The 18,405-nt window shown below is 60.7% G+C and carries 16 protein-coding genes and 1 tRNA gene; 13 read left to right on the top strand and 4 right to left on the bottom strand.

The features are described 5' to 3' along the window. Positions 1-24: 24 nt before the first annotated feature. Together I1M21_RS00180 and I1M21_RS00175 are read right to left on the bottom strand one after the other, a co-directional pair. Positions 25-1,443 carry a citrate synthase gene (locus tag I1M21_RS00180; protein ID WP_195191968.1) on the bottom strand — a complete coding sequence of 473 codons (1,419 nt, stop codon included), beginning with the start codon at positions 1,441-1,443 and terminating at the stop codon, positions 25-27. A 77-nt stretch (positions 1,444-1,520) separates the two neighbouring features. Continuing rightward, a complete protein-coding gene (locus tag I1M21_RS00175) occupies positions 1,521-1,808 on the bottom strand; it encodes an ACT domain-containing protein (RefSeq protein ID WP_006235289.1) in 288 nt (95 codons plus the stop codon). A gap of 305 nt (positions 1,809-2,113) precedes the next feature. Between I1M21_RS00175 and rpmE the strand changes: the two genes are divergently transcribed. The 6 genes from rpmE (at position 2,114) to I1M21_RS00145 (ending at position 9,874) form a co-directional block, all read left to right on the top strand. Continuing rightward, on the top strand, positions 2,114-2,539 hold the full coding sequence (gene rpmE, locus I1M21_RS00170) for a 50S ribosomal protein L31 (protein ID WP_006235303.1): 426 nt from the start codon (positions 2,114-2,116) through the stop codon (positions 2,537-2,539). Between the two features lie 341 nt (positions 2,540-2,880). Further along, positions 2,881-5,688, top strand: a complete 2,808-nt coding sequence (secA, locus tag I1M21_RS00165) for a preprotein translocase subunit SecA (protein ID WP_195191967.1) — start codon at positions 2,881-2,883, stop codon at positions 5,686-5,688. Next, positions 5,688-6,836 carry a peptide chain release factor 2 gene (gene prfB, locus I1M21_RS00160; protein ID WP_195191966.1) on the top strand — a complete coding sequence of 383 codons (1,149 nt, stop codon included), beginning with the start codon at positions 5,688-5,690 and terminating at the stop codon, positions 6,834-6,836. The genes secA and prfB overlap by 1 nt, the downstream gene beginning before the upstream one ends. 167 nt (positions 6,837-7,003) lie before the next feature. Then, a complete protein-coding gene (locus I1M21_RS00155; protein WP_195191965.1) occupies positions 7,004-7,894 on the top strand; it encodes a YitT family protein in 891 nt (296 codons plus the stop codon). Positions 7,895-8,100: 206 nt separating this feature from the next. Beyond that, positions 8,101-8,931 carry a transketolase gene (locus I1M21_RS00150; protein ID WP_195191964.1) on the top strand — a complete coding sequence of 277 codons (831 nt, stop codon included), beginning with the start codon at positions 8,101-8,103 and terminating at the stop codon, positions 8,929-8,931. A 1-nt stretch (position 8,932) separates the two neighbouring features. Continuing rightward, on the top strand, positions 8,933-9,874 hold the full coding sequence (locus I1M21_RS00145) for a transketolase family protein (RefSeq protein WP_195191963.1): 942 nt from the start codon (positions 8,933-8,935) through the stop codon (positions 9,872-9,874). Between the two features lie 123 nt (positions 9,875-9,997). Here the strand turns inward: I1M21_RS00145 and I1M21_RS00140 are convergent, their stop codons facing one another. Next, positions 9,998-10,588 (bottom strand): hypothetical protein, encoded by a 591-nt coding sequence (locus I1M21_RS00140; protein WP_229025486.1) that lies wholly within the window; start codon positions 10,586-10,588, stop codon positions 9,998-10,000. A gap of 651 nt (positions 10,589-11,239) precedes the next feature. Between I1M21_RS00140 and ftsE the strand changes: the two genes are divergently transcribed. From ftsE to I1M21_RS00110, 6 genes are all read left to right on the top strand, one after another. Next, positions 11,240-12,460 carry a cell division ATP-binding protein FtsE gene (gene ftsE, locus I1M21_RS00135; protein WP_271763142.1) on the top strand — a complete coding sequence of 407 codons (1,221 nt, stop codon included), beginning with the start codon at positions 11,240-11,242 and terminating at the stop codon, positions 12,458-12,460. Further along, positions 12,447-13,367 (top strand): permease-like cell division protein FtsX, encoded by a 921-nt coding sequence (gene ftsX / locus I1M21_RS00130; protein ID WP_006235311.1) that lies wholly within the window; start codon positions 12,447-12,449, stop codon positions 13,365-13,367. The genes ftsE and ftsX overlap by 14 nt, the downstream gene beginning before the upstream one ends. Positions 13,368-13,490: 123 nt before the next feature. Continuing rightward, positions 13,491-15,626, top strand: coding sequence for a ribonuclease R family protein (locus I1M21_RS00125; protein ID WP_195191961.1), 2,136 nt, complete (start codon positions 13,491-13,493; stop codon positions 15,624-15,626). A 176-nt stretch (positions 15,627-15,802) separates the two neighbouring features. After that, positions 15,803-16,408, top strand: a complete 606-nt coding sequence (locus I1M21_RS00120; RefSeq protein WP_195191960.1) for a recombinase family protein — start codon at positions 15,803-15,805, stop codon at positions 16,406-16,408. Between the two features lie 104 nt (positions 16,409-16,512). Further along, complete coding sequence (locus I1M21_RS00115) at positions 16,513-17,094, top strand: VanZ family protein (protein ID WP_195191959.1); 582 nt, start codon at positions 16,513-16,515, stop codon at positions 17,092-17,094. A gap of 122 nt (positions 17,095-17,216) precedes the next feature. Beyond that, the gene (locus tag I1M21_RS00110) at positions 17,217-17,576 is read left to right on the top strand and encodes an arsenate reductase family protein (protein ID WP_195191958.1); all 360 of its coding nucleotides are present in this window, start codon (positions 17,217-17,219) and stop codon (positions 17,574-17,576) included. Between the two features lie 72 nt (positions 17,577-17,648). On the opposite strand, the gene I1M21_RS00105 is transcribed toward I1M21_RS00110, so the two are convergent. After that, on the bottom strand, positions 17,649-18,059 hold the full coding sequence (locus I1M21_RS00105; RefSeq protein ID WP_117564211.1) for a hypothetical protein: 411 nt from the start codon (positions 18,057-18,059) through the stop codon (positions 17,649-17,651). 265 nt (positions 18,060-18,324) lie between these two features. Here I1M21_RS00105 and I1M21_RS00100 point away from each other — a divergent pair. After that, positions 18,325-18,398, top strand: a tRNA-Gln gene (locus I1M21_RS00100). Positions 18,399-18,405 lie beyond the last annotated feature (7 nt).

Raw genomic sequence — 18,405 nt, 5'->3', positions numbered from 1 at the left:
TCGGGTTCTATAACGGTCCGCGTCCTAGCGATCGGCGAGCGGCTTGTACTCAAGCGGCTCGATAACCGGACGGTAGGCGGGCCGGATGATGCGGTGCGCGCAGAAGAGCTCTTCCATGCGGTGCGCCGACCAGCCTGCCATGCGGGCGACGGCGAACAGCGGCGTAAAGAGCGTCTCGGGCACGCCGAGCATCTTGTAGATAAAGCCCGTGTACAGGTCGATGTTGGCGCAGATGGGCTTGGTCATGCCGTGGTCGCGCATGACCTGGGGTGCCAGGTGCTCGATGCGCTCGATGAGTGCGAACTCTTCGCCCAAGTCCTTCTTGGCTGCCAGTGAGCGCGCGTAACGGCGGCAGACCTCGGCGCGCGGGTCGCTGAGCGTATAGACGGCGTGGCCCATGCCGTAGATGAGGCCGGCGCCGTCGAAGGCCTGCTCGTCGAGGATCTTGCCCAGGTAGGCCGCGACCTCGTCCTCGTCCTCCCAGTTGGAAACATGCGCGCGGATGTCCTCGTGCATAGACACGACCTTGGCATTGGCACCGCCGTGGCGCGGGCCCTTGAGCGAGCCGATAGCCGCGGCGTAGGCGGAATACGGGTCGGTGACCGAAGACGACAGCACGCGGCAAGCGAAGGTGGAGTTGTTGCCGCCGCCGTGCTCGGCATGCAGCATGAGCATCACGTCGAGCAGCATCGCCTCATCGCGGGTGAACGCCATGCCGCCGCGCAGGACCTGCAGAATGGTCTCGGCGGTGGAGAGGCCGGGCGTGGGGTGCGGCACGTGAACCTCGGAGCCGCGAAGCTTGGCGATCGAGGCCATGTGGGCGAAGGCGGCGATGCGCGGGAGACGTGCGAGCATGGAAATGGCGACGTCGATTTCGTGCTCGGGCGTGATCACGTCTGGTTCGGCATCGAAGGCGTAGAGCAGCAGCACGGCGCGCTGGAGCACGTTCATGATGCTCGACGACACCGTGGTCATAGGGAACTCTTTGACGTATTCGTCGCTCAGATGTCTAAAGGCGCCCAGGCGCTCGCAAAAGCCGTCGAGCTCTTCCTTGTTGGGCAGCGAACCCGTGATAAGCAGATAGGCGACTTCCTCGTAGCCGTAGCGATTCTCGGCCTGGGCATTGTTGACCAGATCCTCGATGCTGTAGCCGCGAAGCGTGAGCTTGCCCTGATCGGGCACGACCTTTCCGTCGACCTTGTTGTAGCCGTGCACATCCGAGATGCGAGTGAGGCCCGCGACCACGCCCGAGCCGTCGGCATTGCGCAGGCCGCGCTTGACATTGTGCTCAACAAATAGGCCCTCGTCATAAGGGTCAGTCGGCAGGCCATAGTAGAGATTTTCGCTTTCGGTCGAAATCTGGCGGCTCGCTTCGTAATCCAAGACCAGGCGGCTCAGGTGGTCGTCGAAGCGGTAATAGATTTTCTTGGCGTCGTAGGCCATGCGCGCTCCTCTCCGGGCCGCATCGGGGTGACTTGCATGGGCATGCGCGCGTCAGGCTATCCCCAGCGGCTTGCTCGCTACAGGCGGTACATAAAGTTGAAGACGTCCTCGCGCTGGATGGACACGTTGACGCCCGAAAGCTCGCCGGCCTCGGCCAGCGCCTTCTGCAGCTCGGCGAAGTCGAGCTTGGACTCGGCGGTATCGGCCAGCATGGTCATGGTGAAGATGTCCTCGATAATGGACTGCGTGATGTCGCGGATGTCGACGTTGGCCTCGCCTAGGACACGGGTGACGCCGGCGACGATGCCGGGGCGGTTCTTGCCAAGGACGGTGATGACGATACGGGAGGACGAGATCTCGGCCATGGGAAACCCTTTCGCGTGGTTGCGGCGCGCAGGGGCGCTCCGCTACGGTACAGTGTTCATCATTGTACCTGTCTGGCGCCAAAAGGGGTGTGCTTACTGCGGCGTTACACGTCTGCAACATGGGAGAAGGGGCAACAGGGTGCGTGTCCGCTGCGGTTGGTCACGCCGCGTTGCACAAAGACCGTGAACCTTTTGTGGGACGCGCGGCGCCGTGGTACCATAGCCAAGTTTGTTGTCTTGGTCGGAAACCAAGACGCCTTATGCGCTGATCGGTAACCAGCGCCTGACCAATAAGGAGTCCTACCATGAAGCAGGGTATCCATCCCCAGTATGTCGAGTGCACGGTGACGTGCTCCTGCGGCAACACCTTCAAGACGCACGCTACCGTGTCCGAGATGAAGGTCGAGCTTTGCAACGAGTGCCACCCGTTCTACACCGGCCAGCAGAAGTTCGTCGACACCGGTGGACGCGTCCAGCGCTTCGCCGACAAGTTCGGTGGCGCCGCTGCCGCCCAGCTCAAGAAGGCCGAGGAGGCCAAGGCTGCCAAGGCCGCCAAGGCTGCTGAGGCCGAGGCTGCTCGCAAGGCCGCCGCTGAGGCTAAGGCTGCCGAGAAGGCTAAGCGTGCTGCTAAGTTTGCCGAGGAGGCTGCCAAGCAGGCCGCCGAGGCTCCCGCAGAGGCTCCCGTCGAGGAGGCCGCTGCCGAGGCCGAGACCACCGAGGCTGCTGAGTAAATAGCTCGCCGCGGATTCACTCGCATTCATGGCATAAGGGCCGCGCATCCATTTGGGTGCGCGGCCCTTTTCTTTTTAATGGTGCAAGCTAACCTGACCCCGCGGCACCAAGTTGGTGCGAAGGGGTCAGGTTGGTTTGCACCAAATGGCAGAGAGGCGGCGTTTGGCTAGATAAAACCTGCCAAAATTAACCTGTTCCACTGTGGCAGGTTGGTCGTAGTTATTACGTGGCGGTCGAGGTCGACCGTATAGGCCGCGCCTTGTTTGGCTAAAGTACAATCATCTGTGTTTAACTCGCCCGCAGCTGCACGGCGTGGGCGATGGCCAAAAAGGAAAACCACATGGGATTCATGTCAAAGCTGCTGTCCTTTGGATCCGATAAGGACCTTAAGCGCTACTACAAGATCGTCGACCAGATCAACGGTCTTGAGCCCCAGTTTGAGAAGATGACCGAGGAGGAGCTCCGCGGCCAGACCGATAAGTTCCGCGAGCGTTACGCCAACGGCGAGTCGCTCGACGACATGCTCCCCGAGGCCTTTGCCACCGTGCGTGAGGCTTCCAAGCGTACCATGGGTATGCGCCACTTTGACGTGCAGCTCATTGGCGCCATGGCACTGCACGAGGGCCACATCGCCGAGATGAAGACCGGCGAGGGTAAGACCCTCGTCTCCACGTTGGCCGGCTATCTCAACGCTATTGCCGGCAAGGGCGTGCACGTCGTTACTGTCAATGATTACCTTGCCAAGCGTGACTCCGAGTGGATGGGCCGCATCTATAAGTACCTGGGCATGACCGTCGGTCTGCTCCAGAACAACATGCCGCTCGAGCTCAAGCGCCCGGCCTACCAGGCCGACGTCACCTACGGCACCAACTCCGAGTTCGGCTTTGATTACCTGCGCGACAACATGGTTACCCGTCCCGAGCAGCGCGTGCAGCGCGGTCACAACTACGCCATCGTCGACGAGGTTGACTCCATCCTGATCGATGAGGCCCGCACCCCGCTGATCATCTCGGGCGCTGGCACCAAGTCCGCCAGTACCTACAAGGACTTCGCGCGTGCCGTGCGTGGCCTTGAGCGCGGCGAGGACGTGTCGCACGACATGCTTACCGCCACCGAGGACGTTGAACCCACGGGCGACTACGTCATGGACGAGGCCAAGCACACCATCGCCGCCACCGAGCGCGGTCTTAAGAAGATCGAGCGCCGCCTGGGTATCGATGACATCTACGCCGACCTTTCGGGTCAGCTGGTCAACCACCTGCAACAGGCGCTGAAGGCCCAGTACATGTTCCACCGCGACAAGCAGTACGTGGTCACCAACGGCGAGGTCAAGATCGTCGACGAGTTCACCGGCCGCATTATGGAAGGCCGCCGTTACTCCGAGGGCCTGCACCAGGCCATCGAGGCCAAAGAGGGCGTGCTCGTACGCGAGGAGAACCAAACCCTGGCCACCATCACCCTGCAGAACTACTTCCGCCTGTATGACAAGCTTTCCGGCATGACCGGCACGGCACTTACCGAGGATGCCGAGTTCCGCGAGATCTACAAGCTGCCCGTCGAGGTCATCCCCTCCAACAAGCCCGTGCAGCGCGTGGACCACGAGGACCTGGTGTACCGCACCATTCAGGCCAAGTACAACGCCGTCGCCGACGATGTCGAGCAGCGTCACGCCAAGGGCCAGCCGGTCCTGGTGGGCACCGTCTCCATCGAGAGCTCCGAGAAGCTGTCCGCTGCCCTTACCAAGCGCGGCATCGCGCACGAGGTCCTCAACGCCAAGCACCACGAGCGCGAGGCCCATATCGTGGCCCAGGCAGGACGTTACGGCGCCGTGACCATCGCCACCAACATGGCCGGTCGTGGCACCGACATCCTGCTGGGCGGCAACCCCGACGAGCTGGTGCGCGAGCGCCTGGAGTACGAGGGCCTGACCATGGAGGACGTGACGCCCGAGCAGCTCGAGCAGTTTAACGCCGAGGCCAAGGAGACCTGCAAGGCCGAGCGCGAGCGCGTGCTTGCCGCCGGCGGCCTGACCGTTATCGGCACCGAGCGCCACGAGTCCCGTCGTATCGACAACCAGCTGCGCGGCCGCTCCGGTCGTCAGGGCGATCCGGGCGAGACCCAGTTCTACCTGTCGCTCGAGGACGACCTCATGCGCCTGTTCGGCGGCGACAAGATGGACCGCGTCTCCAAGATGATGGTCACGGCCGACATGGGCGACGACATGCCCATCCAGCACAAGATCATCTCCAAGGCCGTTGAGAGCGCCCAGCACAAGGTCGAGAGCATCAACTTCTCCATGCGTAAGAGCGTCCTTGAGTACGACGACGTCATGAACAAGCAGCGCCAGGTCATCTACGCCGAGCGCAATAAGATTCTGGACGGCAAGGACCTGACCGACCACATCACCGAGGTCATGCACGACACCGTGTACCGCTGCGTGCAGGAGTTCTGCACCAAGGACAGTCACGATGGCGAGCGCGACCTGGAGGGCCTGCGCAAGTGGGTTGTGGAGCTCACCGGCCACATCGATACGCCGAAGTTCCCCGACGAGGATTATGAGGCTCTGGCTGCCGATGTCCTGGCTTACGTAGAGAAGTGCTACAACATGAAGGCCGAGCGCTTGGGCGAGGACCTGATGCGCGAGCTCAACACCCAGGTCATGCTGCGCGTCATCGATACCCGCTGGATGAACTACCTGCAGGAGATGGACTACCTCAAGACCGGCATCGGCCTGCGCGGCTTTGGCCAGCGCGACCCGCTGGTCGAGTACAAGACCGAGGCCTACGGCGCGTTCCAGATACTCGTCGATACCATGTACGAGGATTACCTGCGCACGGTTTTGCGCATCGAGATCAAGGCTGCCCCGCGTGCCATGGAGCACAAGGAGGAGCCCGCGCTCGAGGGCGCGCGCTTCTCCGGTCCTGCCGAGGTCGATGGTGACAACGGTGACTCGGTGCTGCGCAAGCAGGCGCAGGTGCAGGCCCGCACGGCTGTCCAAGGCGGACCGGCTGCCGTCAACAACGGTGGCAAGGTGACGACCTACCGCAAGTCCGAGAGCGACGATCCGTACGTCAACGTGGGCCGCAACGACCCGTGCCCCTGCGGTAGCGGCAAGAAGTTTAAGTACTGCCACGGCAGGAATCGTTAATGGCTGAGGCTTTAGAGGTAACGCCCGCCGAGCTGGACGCGTTTGCGGATCGGCTCGGCGAGGTCGAGTCGTATCTCCATTTGGACGAAAAGCGCACGCGCGTGACCGAGCTCGAGGCTAAAAGCGTGGCCCCCGGCTTTTGGGATGACGCCGACGCTGCCCGTGCCACCATGGAGGAGATCGCGCGCACCAAGGAAGATATCGCTGCCGTGGACACCGCGCGCGGCGAGCTTTCCGATGCCCGCGCCGCGCTGGAGCTTGCCGAGGAGATGGGGGATGACCCCGATGCCGTCGCCCTTCGCGAGGAGGCTGCAGCCACGGCTGAGCGCCTGGCCCGTGCCATCGATGAGCTTGAGCTTTCGAGCTGGTTTACCGGTGAGTTCGATCACGGCGATGCCATTGTGACCATCAAGCCCGGACAGGGTGGTCTGGAGGCCCAGGACTGGACCTTCATGCTCTTTAAGATGTACATGAAGTACTGCCAGCGTCGCGGCTGGAAGGTTACCATCAACGACTGTCCCGCGGCCGAGATCATCGGCATTGACCGCGCGACCTTTACCGTCGAGGGCAAGGACGCATTTGGCATGTTGCGCGCCGAGGCCGGCGTCCACCGCTTGGTGCGCATTAGCCCCACCGACGACAAGAAGCGCCGCCAGACCACGTTTGCCGGCGTCGAGGTCATCCCCGTGCTACCCGATGATATCGACATCGAGATTAGTCCTGATGACATCCGCGTGGACGTGTACCACGCGAGTGGCCCGGGCGGTCAGGGCGTCAACACCACCGACTCCGCCGTGCGCGTGACGCATTTCCCCAGCGGCATTGTGGTTACCTGCCAAAATGAGCGCAGCCAGATCCAGAACAAGGCCGCGTGCATGCAGATCCTCAAGGCTCGTCTGTACGAGATTGAGCTCGAGAAGCGCGCCGAGGCGCTCGATGAGATCCGCGGACCCAAGACCACGATTGGTTTTGGCAACCAGATTCGCAGCTACGTGCTCTACCCGTACCAGATGGTCAAGGATCTGCGCTCGGGTGTGGAGACCAGCAATGTCGAGGCCGTTCTTGACGATGGCGACCTGGACCCGTTTGTTATTGGCTACCATCGCTGGGCCACCGGCAACGCCGACGCGGAGACCCCGTCTGCATAAACCGCCCGGTTTATGTGGAAATGGATTAAAACCCTCCCAGCGGTGTGGCTTTGTATCCAGAGTAAACCCTGCGCAGGGGTGGTTTTTGTCCGGCGAATCGGTAGAATCGAATACAAGAAGAAGTTCAAAGCGCATCCGATGGGGTGCGCTTTTTTGAGGGAGGCAGCATGGCATACCGTCTGGACATCAAGCGCATTCTTTCGATGAACTTCTTTCACGACCTGCCCCAGATTATGTTGGGGTGCGCTCTGGCCGCTATTGCGACCGACCTGTTTTTGATTCCCAACGGCCTTGCTGCCGGTGGCGTTACGGGCCTTGCCACCATTATTCAGGCGCTCGGTGCATCGCGCGGCCTATCGCTTCCCGTTGGTATTCAGACGATCGTGATGAACGCCTTGCTGTTGTTGGTCGTTATGCGCGAGGGCGGCATGTTCTACGTGGTGCAGACCGCGACGGGCTTTGTGCTGCTGGGCTTCTTTACCGATCTGTTCGCCCCGTTTGTAGCACCTCTGGCGGATGCGGACCTGATGCTCCCTGCCATGTGGGGCGGCATTATTACGGGCATCGGTTACGGCATGGTGTTGCGCGCCGGCGCCAACACCGGCGGCTCGGACACGATTGGCCAAATCATCTCGCGTAACACCTCGCTGCCGGTGGGCTCGACCGTCATGGCGATCGATGTTGCCGTGTGTGCGCTGTCGGCTCCGGTCTTTTCAATCGAAAACGCACTGTATGCAGGCCTTTCGATGGTCATTAGCGGCTACGTGATCGATGCCGTGGTCGATGGTGGCAACAAACGCCGTATGGTACTCATCATCTCGGACAAGTTCCCTGATATCGCTGCCGATATCATGTATGGTCTGGGTCGTGGTTGTACCAAGTTTAAGGCGACTGGCATGTATTCGGGTGCCGAGAAGCCGGTGATTATGGTAATCGTGAGCCGTCGAGAGCTCAATACCCTCAAGACGATCGTGCGCGAGCGCGATCCTCACGCCATTGTGACGGTCGCTGACGTTACGGAAGCCTTCGGCGAGGGATTCAAGGACATTAGCGCGTAGGGCGACCGCGTTCCATCCAAAAGACGTTCACATTGATAAACCGTTTCATCAGCGGTTCTGCCTGCTAAATTGTTCAAATAATGATAAAAACTCTGGTAAAGCCATCAGTTTCCAGCATAATGAATGACGTACGTGCATTGCGGCTGTGTTGGGATTACCTTCGGTGCCGTGCGCATTTTGTCTAATGAGGATGAAAGGAAGGCACAATGAGCGACGAAGAGCTCAAAAAGGTTGCCAACGAGGTAAGGAAGGGCATCGTCACCGGCGTGCACGCTGCCAAGTCCGGCCATCCGGGCGGTTCGCTCGGCGCTGCCGACATCATGACCTATCTGTACTTTGAGGAAATGAACGTCGACCCGTCCGACCCCCGCAAGGCCGACCGCGACCGCTTCGTGCTTTCCAAGGGTCACTGCGCGCCTGGTCTGTACGCCGTGCTCGCCGAGCGCGGATTCTTCCCCAAGGAGGATCTCGAGACGCTGCGCCACATCGGCAGTCACCTGCAGGGCCATCCCAACATGAACGACACTCCGGGCGTCGATATGTCCACCGGCTCGCTGGGCCAGGGCATCTCCGCCGCCGTGGGCATGGCGGTTGCCGCCAAGCACTGGGGCGACGACTATCGCACCTACGCCCTGCTGGGCGACGGCGAGAGCGAGGAGGGCCAGGTCTGGGAGGCCGCCATGTTTGCCGGCAACCAGCAGCTCGACAACCTCTGCGTGATCGTCGACCATAACGGCCTGCAGATCGACGGCCCCGTCGAGGAGGTCAACGACCCCATGCCGCTCGCCGACAAGTTCCGCGCCTTCAAGTTCCATGTGGTGGAGCTCGCCGACGGCAACGACTTCGATCAGATCCGCGCCGCCTTTGCCGAGGCCCGCGCCACCAAGGGTCAGCCGACCGCCATTATCGCCGAGACCACGAAGGGCAAGGGCGTCTCCTTTATGGAGAACCAGGTGGGTTGGCACGGTAAGGCCCCCAACGATGAACAGTTTGAGCAGGCCATGGCAGAGCTCACGGCCGCCGGAGAGGAGCTCTAGGATGGCAGACGTCAAGAAAATCGCCACGCGCGTAAGCTACGGCGAGGCCCTCGTCGAGCTCGCCAACGAGCACGATGACTTTGTGGTCCTCGACGCCGACCTGGCCGCCGCCACGCAGACCGGCAAGTTTAAGGCCGCTTGCCCCGACCGCTTCTTCGACGTGGGTATCGCCGAGAGCAACCTGATGGGTGTTGCCGCCGGTATCGCGACCACCGGTCGTGTTGCCTTCGCGAGCACCTTTGCCATGTTCGCTGCCGGTCGCGCCTTTGAGCAGGTCCGTAACTCCATCGGCTACCCGCACCTTAACGTTAAGATCGGTGCCACGCACGCCGGTATCTCGGTGGGCGAGGATGGCGCCACGCACCAGTGCTGCGAGGATATCGCCCTTATGCGCGTCATCCCCGGCATGACCGTTATCGTTCCTGCCGACGACATCGAGGCCCGTGCCGTGACGCGCGCCGCCTACGAGTGCGACGGTCCGGTGTACATGCGCTTTGCCCGTCTGGCCTCGCCGGTTATCAACGACCCCGAGACCTACAAGTTCGAGTTGGGTAAGGGCATTGTCATGCGCGAGGGCGCCGATGTGACCATCATCGCCTGCGGCCTGATGGTCGGCGAGGCTCTCGAGGCCGCCGAGCAGCTCGCTGCCGAGGGTATCGACGCCGAGGTCATCAACATGCACACCATCAAGCCCATCGATGCCGACCTGATCGTCAAGAGCGCCACCAAGACCGGCCACGTCGTGACCGTCGAGGAGCACTCCGTGATTGGCGGCCTGGGCAGCGCCGTCGCCGATGTCCTGTGCGAGCAGTGCCCGACGCCGCTTAAGAAGATCGGCGTCAATGACACCTTTGGCGAGTCCGGCCCGGGTGCCGAGCTCCTGCACAAATACGGCCTGGACGCCGCCAACATCGTGGCGACCACCAAGGAGTTCTTGGCCTAAGACGAGGTGGCTCACAGCCGGCCTCATGCCAACAACATGGAAATGCGAACGGGGCGCTCTCTATAAGAGGGCGCCCCTGTTTCAGTTGCGGTGAAATACGGACTGTTTTACCAGCTTAAAGGCTTAATCAGTCCGTATTTCACCGCAACTTATGAAGGCGTTCCCGCTTGTGCTGGCGGCGGCACGACGATTGATTGCGGCCTGACATAGTGCTGCCACACTGGGCGCATCGTTGCCTTTGTATGCCATGGCAAGCAATGCGGCGTTGTAGATCTCGTCGTTGGTCATATCGCCGGCATCGATGGGGCGGAAGGTGAGTATTGAGTCTTGCTCGGCGAGCTCGGCCAGATTGATCGTTTCGCCCGTGGCGAAGACATCGTCGAGGGTGAGTGTGGCGCTCGTGCATGGAATTTGATAGATCGTACCGTCGGCGGCGATAGGAGAGCCTGCCGCCTCGAGCGTGTACACGCCTTGTATGAGGCTGATGCCGGAACCGTCGGAGGCTACATAATCAACCTCGTCGACTGTTATTCCGTCGACGGTTTTGCCCGTAATGTGTATCGGGACACGCGAGGCCCCGTTATCGGTATCCCAATCCGCGGCCGAGATGTTGAGTACAATAGCATGCTCCGAATGAGCCGAAATAAAGCAAGACATTGCCTGATACAGCTGAAGCCCCAGCCAGCTGCCGCCGGCAAAAGCAATCGTCAACATACAAACAAGAACGACCACAATATGCTTCCGAGACTGTATCCAAAGCGCCGAGGCAGCCGATAAGCCATGAACGGCAACCCCGCAAGCCGTGCAGTACCTCACACCACCACGCAACTCAGCACCACAACAAGGACAATCCATACCAGCCTCGCAACCAAAGAAGATCCCAACGAGGCCACTGTAAGTCGATCAATCCAATCTAAGTTGCGCAACAATTAGCCCAAATAGAAGTTGCGGTGAAATAGGGACTGATTAGGCCTTTTAGCTGGTGAAATAGTCCCTATTTCACCGCAACTTATGAAGAAGCCCTGTCAAGCAATGCCTTATCAGGGAAAAGAGCCCAGTACAGCAAAGTGCAATTCAGACCCTTCCAACTTTGTATATGCAGCACCCCAAGATAAACGCGGCGGCCCCTTAGTAGCCGCAGGCCGCGCACAGGGCTACCTCCCAAATCTTTCCGCAGGACGGAGGAGCCCCCGCCGCACGTAGTGCGCAGCGGGGGCTCCGACATGTCCGAGGACGATTTGGGAGGTAGCCCTGTGCGCGGCCGGTGAGACCAGGCTCCGCCATGCTTCTTATGTGCAGCAAAGCTAATGCTGCTAAAATACAAAGCGCTCATGTAGTTTAAACGCACGACGATAAGGAGCACCAGTGGGTAACCACTTCCGTACCTCCGGTGCGGGCGATGATGCCCCCAAGACGCAGACAGGCGTCCAGGGCAGTCGTTTCGCCACTCCGGATTCAGAGGGCCAGCCTGTTGCTCAGGCCCCCGTTCAGCCGGCAGATCAGGCACAGCCGGCATCCGATCCCTTTGCCTACAATCCCACCAGCGATGTCGCGCTTTCCGGCACGGCGGGTTTTGAGCCCGTTCAGGTCGTGACCGCTCGCGTGGAGCAGCCTCAGGCTGGCGCCGCCACGCCGCAGCCTACCATGGCCGGCATTCCCGACCCCTTGGCCCCTGCGACGCCGGCTCCTCAGCCTGCACAGTCCGGTCTCTTTGCCGCTATTCCCGACCCCACGCAGCCTGCTGCCCCGGTGGTCGAGAGCGATCAGGCCGCCGAGGTCGCAAGCCTCGATAACGCGCTCAACAACCCCGATTTTACGTCGGTGTTTGCGCCCATCGATCCCCAGGCCAGCCGCAAGAAGATGGCCAAGCAGGCCGGTGTCGAGCCCGTCATCCTTATGGAGCATGTCACCAAGATCTATCCGGCACAGCCCAACAAGCCTGCACTCGACGACATCAACATCGAGATCTATCCGGGCGAGTTCGTCTTCCTGGTCGGTCACTCCGGCTCGGGTAAGACCACGCTGCTGTCGACGCTCAACCGCGACGTCAAGCCGACGAGCGGCCGCATCCTGGTTGCCGGTCAGGACCTCATGAAGATCAAGAACCGCAAGGTTCCGTTCCTGCGCCGCCAGATTGGCGCCGTGTTCCAGGACTTTAAGCTTCTGCCGCAAAAGACCGCCTACGAAAACGTGGCGTTTGCCCTTCAGTGCATCGGCAAGCCCAAGGGCGTCATTCGCAGCCAGGTGCCCGAGGTGCTGCGTCTGGTCGGTCTGGCCGATCAGATGGACTCGCTGCCCGACCAGCTTTCCGGTGGCGAGCAGCAGCGCGTTGCCGTCGCCCGCGCTATGGTCAACCGTCCGCCGCTGCTGATCTGCGACGAGCCCACGGGTAACCTCGACCCGGCGATCTCGCTGGGCATCATGAAGCTGCTCGAGCGTATTAACCGCACCGGCACCACCGTGATCGTCGCCACGCACGACCGCGAGATGGTCGATAGCATGCACCGTCGCGTGATCGCCCTCGAGGGCGGCCACGTTATCCGCGACCAGGAGAGGGGAGGTTACGGCAACTATGGCACCAACTAACGTGGGCTACTCCTTCAAAGAGGCAATCAGCCACTTCTTCCGTAACTGGACTACCTCGCTCGGCGCCGTCATCACGATCTTCCTTTCGCTGTTTATCATCGGCCTGTTCATCATGGGCTCCGCGATGCTGAACTCCGTGATCGGCACCGTCGAGGATCAGGTTGTCATCAACGCGTTCATTAGTGATGACGCCGATCAGGCCGATGTTCAGGCTTTTGAGGCCGAACTTAAGACGTGGAATAACGTCAAGTCCGTGACCTATAAGGACAAGGACGACGCGCTGGCCGAGTATACGAGCAAGATGTCGGGCAACGCCGACGCCACCATGAGCGCGCTCGATGGCCAGAACCCGCTGCCGGCTTCCTTCGCTATTGAGATGGACGATCCGTCCAAGGTCGAGAGCACGGCCGAGAAGCTCAAGAAGGATGCCGATTTCCAGAAGATCGCGGATGACGGCGACGTCAACGCGAGCGTGCTGTACGGACAGGAGGAAGTGAGCCGCCTGTTCCAGGTGACCAACTACATCCGCATCGCCGCCGTGGTGCTCGTTGGCCTTCTGACCTTTATCGCATTCATCTTCATCAACAACACGATTCGCCTGTCCATCACGGCGCGTCGTCGTGAGATTGCGATTATGCGTCTGGTCGGCGCCAGCAATGGCTTCATTCGTGGCCCGTTTATCACCGAGGGCGTACTGCAGGCCATTTTGGGCTCGCTGCTTTCCATCGGCGTTCTGGAGCTGCTGCGCAATCTGATGATTCCGCGTCTGCAGGAGAGCATCGGCTGGATGTCGTTTGCCCTGCCGATGCAGTACTACCTGGTGACCTATGCTGCGCTGATTCTGGTCGGCGTGATTATCGGTCTCTTTGGTTCTGCCATCGCCATGCGCCGCTACCTGCGCGTGTAGGCATGCCTGGAATTCATCCCTTCCAACGGGTCGTCTCTTATGGGGCGGCCCGTTTTTTGTCCCCTAGGGATCATTTGGGTAGACTCTTGGGATGTAAACGGCAATCGATAGTTAGGAGGCGCCATGGGGCGCAATAACAAGCATAAGCGTGGAGCTCGCAATAAGCGCGGGCCGGTGCGCAGCGAACGCCGTCCGAGCCTGACCGGGCGCGTGCAGCTCCATGAGCACAGTGCCTATGTCATAACCGAGAATGGCGACTACAAGGTCATGGGTCGCGGCAAGCGTGAGATCATGGACGGCGATACCGTTGCCGTGAGCATTAAGAACAGCCCGCATGGCGAGCGTCGCGCCGTGATCGAGGGCGTGGTTGAGCGCGCAGCTATAAGCGTGGTGGGCACGTACCAGACCGCCGGTCCGCTCGGTGTGATTGAGCCGCTCGATTCGCGCCTGAAGGCCGACTTCTTCATTCTGCCCGAGGATACCTCGGCGGATCGCCTGGGCGTCCGCCCGGGCGATGTCGTTGTCGCGCGCATTTTGACCTACCCGACGCGCCTGGAATCGGGCACCGTGACGATCGAGCGCCGCATTGGCGGAGATGACGCGCCCGATTTGGGCGTTCAATATGTGATGGCGCGCTACGGCTATACCGATAGCTATCCCGAGGCCGCGCTGGACGAGGCCGAGGGGCTTTCGCTCGATGTGTCCGCGGCGCTTAAGGATCCGCTCCGCCGCGATCTGCGCGACCGCTTTGTCATCACGATCGACCCGGTCGACGCGCGCGACTTTGACGATGCCATTTCGCTGGAGCGCACGCCCGAGGGCGGCTATAAGCTGGGTGTGCATATCGCCGACGTTTCACACTATGTGGCTTGGGACGGGCATATCGATCTTGAGGCTCGCCATCGCACGACATCGGTGTATCTGGCCGATCGCGTGCTTCCCATGCTGCCCGAACGCCTGTCCTGTGACCTGTGCTCGCTTCGCCCTGACGAGGACCGTCTTGCGTTTACCGTCGATATCGAGCTCGATGCGCAGGGTCGCGTGCGGCATTACGATCCGTACCCCAGCGTGATTCGCTCGCGTGTGCGTATGGACTATGACGGCGCCGAGGCGCTGCTGGTGCGTGCCGGCGCGGTTGAGTATTCGGTGCTGGAGGGTGCAGCCGAGGATGTTGCGGCTGCCGAGACCTCGCGCGAGGAAGCGCTTGAGCGCGGTCTTGCGTGCGAGGAGGCCGCCCGCGGCTACAACATCGACCTCGACGATTTCCTTGTCGCCGCTAACGAACTCGCCGAACTTCGCCGTCGTATTCGTCGCGCCCGCGGCTCAGTCGATTTTGACACAGCCGAGATTCGCGCTCTATTGGATGAGGACGGAGTACCCGTGCAGATTGTGGCGCGTGAACGTTCGTGTGCCACGTCGCTTATCGAGGAAGCCATGCTGCTCGCCAACGAGTGCGTTGCAGAGTGGCTGGCAGACCGTGATATCGAGGCCTGCTATCGCGTGCATGAGGATCCGAGCCCCGATAGCCTGCACGGTGCTGCCGCTGCGCTGGCGCAGCTAGGCATCATCGACGATCGCCGTGCTGCCGGTATTGCCCTGGGGAGCCCCGATGAGCTGCAGGCTGCAGTTGATGCTGCCGCCGGTACGGCCAACGCACCGCTCGTTAACACGCTGCTTCTGCGCAGCATGCAGCGCGCGCTGTACAAGCCGCGCAACGAGGGCCACTTTGCGCTCGCCGCGCCGTGCTACTGTCACTTTACGAGTCCCATCCGTCGCTACCCCGATCTGGTGGTGCACCGCGTGCTCAAACTGCAGTTGGCCTATGAGCAGCTCGGCGGCAAGGACGCCTTGGTCCGTACGCCGCGGCTGATCGGCAAGGGGCGCGAGTCGCTGCCGCGCATTCTGCCGCAGATCTGCCGCGCATGTAGCGATGCCGAGCGCGCGGCAGATGCCGCCAGCCATGCGACGCAAAAGATCAAGATTGCCCAGTACTATGAGGACCGTCTGGGCGAGCGCTATGCCGGAACCGTCTCGTGGGTTAGCAGCATGGGCCTCTTTGTGCGCTTGGATCTAACGCAGGTCGAAGGCTTGGTTTCGATCAAGAGCCTGGGCAACGAGTGGTTCGAGTTCGACGAGGACGCGCTAACGCTCACGGGTGCCGACACGGGCACCCGTTACGAGCTGGGGCAGCGCGTGATCATCGAGGTCTCGCGCGTCAATACCACGCGTGGGCACTTGGACTTTAAGCTTATCCATTAGCCAAATCCCGACTGATGGTGGGGGAGCGGAGGGCGGTCTTTCGGGGCCGTCCTCCGCATTTGAATCGTGACTACCTTGCCGTCTGCTCGGCCGCCCGCTTACCTGCTATTTGAGAGGTAAAACCTACCAAAATAAACCTGTCCCTTTTGGCAGGTTTACAAGAAAGCGGGGATGAGATGGCGACGGTGTACGGTTATGCGCGGGTGAGTTCGCGCGATCAGAATCTTAATCGGCAGCTGGATGCGCTGGGCGCCTATGGCGTGGGCTCGGCGAATATTTATGCCGACCATGCGAGCGGCAAGGACTTCAATCGACCGCGTTATCGCGAGCTGCTGCACGTCCTGGGAGACGGGGACGTGCTGGTGGTGCTTTCTATCGACCGACTTGGCCGTAATTACTCCGAGATTCTTGAGGAATGGCGACGCATTACCAAGGAGCTCGGGGTTGCCATTGTGGTGTTGGACATGCCATTGCTTGACACGCGCGTCAGGGCCAGCGGCGCGCCGGATGTGACCAACACCCTGATTGCCGATATTGTGCTGCAACTGCTGAGCTACGTGGCGCAGGTGGAGCGCGAGAATATCCATCGGCGCCAGGCAGAGGGAATTGCAGCGGCGCGGGCGCGAGGGGTCCGTTTCGGTCGACCTCGCAAGCCGTGCCCTCCTCAGTTTGAGCTGGTGCGCGATAGCTATGAGGCGGGCGATATTACCCGCAGCCAGGCAGCAAAGTGCCTGGGCGTGTGCGTGGGGACGTTCGATCGCTGGATGCGCGAGGCGGGGTAGGGGTTTGCGTCGCTTTGTCGCTTCCTGTTGCGATTCAAATTTTGATACGGTGACGATGTCATTTGGGGCTACACTCGCTGATATTCAAAAAAGGAGGTTGGCCCTTGGCACGCGTAAAACAAATAATCGGATGGACCGCGATCGTTCTGTTCGCTGTAACGCTGACGGGCATCTGGGTGCTGACGGAGCAAAATGCGGTGGAGACGTCGTTGTTGAGCGAGTCTACCGCGCGTGTGGTGGAGGGTCAGGCTACGAGCGTTCAGGCCGCCGATGCCACGGGTGAAGCCCAGACGGAGAACGGAATGACCGGAGGCACCGATTCGGCTGCCTCGAATGTCCGGTCTGGCCGACTTGCTTCCATTCGCATGTGGGTGGGCGCGAACGTCTGTCGCGTTGCCCATACCGTAGAGTTTTTCTTCGTCGGATTGTTCGCCTCGGTGGTCGTGGTTTGCCTTTCCAGGCGTCCGTGGAGCGTGTGCTCCCGTTGCGTGCCCGTATTGTTCTTTTGCGCCGCCTGCTCCGTTGGCGATCAGGTACATAAGATCTTTGTTCCCGGCAGGCATTTCGACGTTATCGATTTAGGATTCGATGCTGCGGGCTATATCACCGCCATGCTGTTGGTATTGCTGGCAGCGGCGTTGGTGCGCCATGTGACTCGGCCGATCGGCGCCCATGCGAGGCACTAGCCTTAAGACGAGACATCGCGACTGCCTACGCTTCGACATTGACTACAATAACGGCTGCAATCGCGAGTGGTCGTCGATGTGCAGTTTTCCAGACACCTGTTTTCTCTAAGAAAGGAAATCCCATGACCGTACTGTTTGTTGAATATCCCAAGTGCTCGACCTGTAAGAAGGCCAAGGCATGGCTGGACGAACATGGGGTAGAGTATATCGACCGCGATATCGTTTTGGACAATCCCGCGGCTGATGAGCTTGCGACCTGGATTGCTCGTTCGGGGCTGCCGGTGCGGCGCTTCTTTAATTCGTCGGGCATGAAATATCGAGAGCTGGGCCTGAAGGCGCGTCTGGATGCGGGCATGACGGATCGGGAGTGCTACGAGCTGCTGGCGACCGACGGCATGCTGGTCAAGCGTCCGCTGCTGGTGGGCGACGACTTTGCGATTCCCGGCTTTAGGGAAGCGGCTTGGGCCGAGGCGTTACTGTAGCGGCTGCGGAAAGTGCGTCCCGTTTTGAGTACTCAGGGTGGGACGTGTTTTCCATCGGCTGGCTCGCTCGGCTCAATCCTCGAGCTGTGCCCATTCGTGCGGATCGTAGACCTTTACGTGCTTGTTGGGCTTGCCGCTCCAGTACTCTTCGTCCATAAAGGGCAGATATGCCTGAACGCCGGGGCAGATAAAGGGAATCCGCTGCTGTTGCAGTCGCTCGCGCTGGCGCTGCTCCAGGTGCGCCTCGGATATGACGGTCGGCATGCCGGACAGCTCGACGAGGCTAGCCTGGATTCGCTTAAGGTCGGGGAGTCCCGCGTGCCATGACATCCGCATGATCAAAAAGGATGCACGGCGGTATTTTGCCTGCATCACCGTGATGGCGGGGCGCAGTGTGGGATGGATTTTGTCCCGTTCGGGCCAAAGGTCAGCAGTGATCTCGAGGCCCAGGGTCTCCCATAGGTAATCAAGCTCTTCGTCCATGGCGCCTCGATATCCGTGCAATGATGACGGTTCGATTGTGCCATCAGCCGTGAGTGCTGCATTGTTGTAATCTACCAGCGGTAGATGTGGGATGTTTTACGGGCTTTGACGCCGTAGGTGTCGCTGGTGCTTCACAGGTCCTTCACGTGTTGGCCGTATTTGACTGAATTTCAAAAAAGTCAAAATTAGGGCTTGCGTCACGGCGGGACTTCCCGTATATTTCTTTCTTGCGCAAAGGCACAGCCGAGCGCAGCGATGCAGTCATTGGGATGTCGTCTAATGGCAGGACAGCGGATTCTGGTTCCGTCAATGGGGGTTCGACTCCCTCCATCCCAGCCATTGCATT

Source organism: Collinsella aerofaciens (genome assembly GCF_015546965.1).
GTDB classification, from domain to species: Bacteria; Actinomycetota; Coriobacteriia; order Coriobacteriales; family Coriobacteriaceae; genus Collinsella; species Collinsella aerofaciens_X.
The sequence above is the reverse complement of the archived record's forward strand: the minus strand, read 5'-3'. Positions and strand labels throughout refer to the sequence as shown.